Annotated in this window: 3 protein-coding genes; all 3 read left to right on the top strand. The window is 56.0% G+C overall.

All coding sequences use genetic code 11. The features are described from left to right. On the top strand, window positions 1–276 hold a 276-nt coding region (locus AC1D1L_RS33670), incomplete at its 5' end, for a YidB family protein (protein WP_477345835.1). A 106-nt stretch (window positions 277–382) separates the two neighbouring features. Beyond that, window positions 383–691, top strand: coding sequence for a DUF4112 domain-containing protein (locus AC1D1L_RS33665; RefSeq protein WP_477345833.1), 309 nt, complete (start codon window positions 383–385; stop codon window positions 689–691). 89 nt (window positions 692–780) lie between these two features. Then, on the top strand, window positions 781–1,032 hold the full coding sequence (locus AC1D1L_RS33660) for a GlsB/YeaQ/YmgE family stress response membrane protein (RefSeq protein WP_477345419.1): 252 nt from the start codon (window positions 781–783) through the stop codon (window positions 1,030–1,032). Window positions 1,033–1,047: the final 15 nt, after the last annotated feature.

Below are 1,047 nucleotides of genomic sequence, written 5' to 3'. Positions count from 1 at the left end.
GTTGGCACCGGGCCAAACCAGCCTATCCAGCCGAGCGACGTGGAAGCGGCAATAGACGAAGACACGCTGACGTCCCTCTCAATGCAGACCGGCCTTTCGCGCGAGGAACTTATCAGCAGGATAACCCGGGATTTGCCCGAGGCGGTCAACAAGATGACGCCAAATGGTAAGTTGCCCCATGAGCCGACGCGAGGCTCGGATGAGACGACCCTGCTTGATGACGTGCCTACGCGTAGGCCACAAGCTAAGAATTCAACCGGCCAGAGCGATGTCTAGAGCCACAGCTCTAGACCGGGCCGATTTGCTAAATCGCACTCGTCTGGCCGCTGAGACGAGCCGGGAGGGCCATCGAGATTCTGAGGAGGCAAGAGCAATTGTCGAGTTGGATTTTTTGGCCGCATTGCTTGATTCCCGCTGGGGCATTCCAGGAACATCAATTCGCTTTGGACTGGATGCCCTGGTGGGTCTGGTACCCGTACTGGGAGATGTGGCGACGGGTCTGGTCTCGGCATATATCGTCATGCGAGCCCGAAACTGCGGTGCTGGAAATGGCTTGGTCGCCCGCATGCTAGGGAACGTGCTGCTTGATACGGTTGGGGGAAGCGTTCCTATTCTCGGTTCAATCTTCGATATCTATTTTAAGGCCAACAACCGCAACATCCGACTGCTTCGTCGCCACCTCCAGAGGTAGGCGGAATCTGGCAGTTGCACACGCGGAACTTTATTGGCTTGTGGCACGTTCTCCGCCGAACCAATTTAGGTTCAAGGAAAGGGGAAAACATGGAAAATCCAGGTGTTGGTTGGATAGCTGCTATCGTCATCGGCGGTATCGCCGGCTGGCTCGCCGAGATGTTCATGAAAAGCAATATGGGCGTGCTCATGAACATCATTTTAGGGATCGTCGGCGCCATCGTCGCCAACGTCCTTCTCGGGCTGCTGGGCGTATCATTGACCGGCTGGCTTGGCTATCTTGTCGCCGGCTTCATCGGCGCATGTATTTTGATCGCCGTGGCTCGAATGATTAGACGCTGATCCGATCATCGAGCT

Source organism: Mesorhizobium sp. P2_D6 (assembly GCF_056404315.1).
The sequence above is the reverse complement of the archived record's forward strand: the minus strand, read 5'-3'. Positions and strand labels throughout refer to the sequence as shown.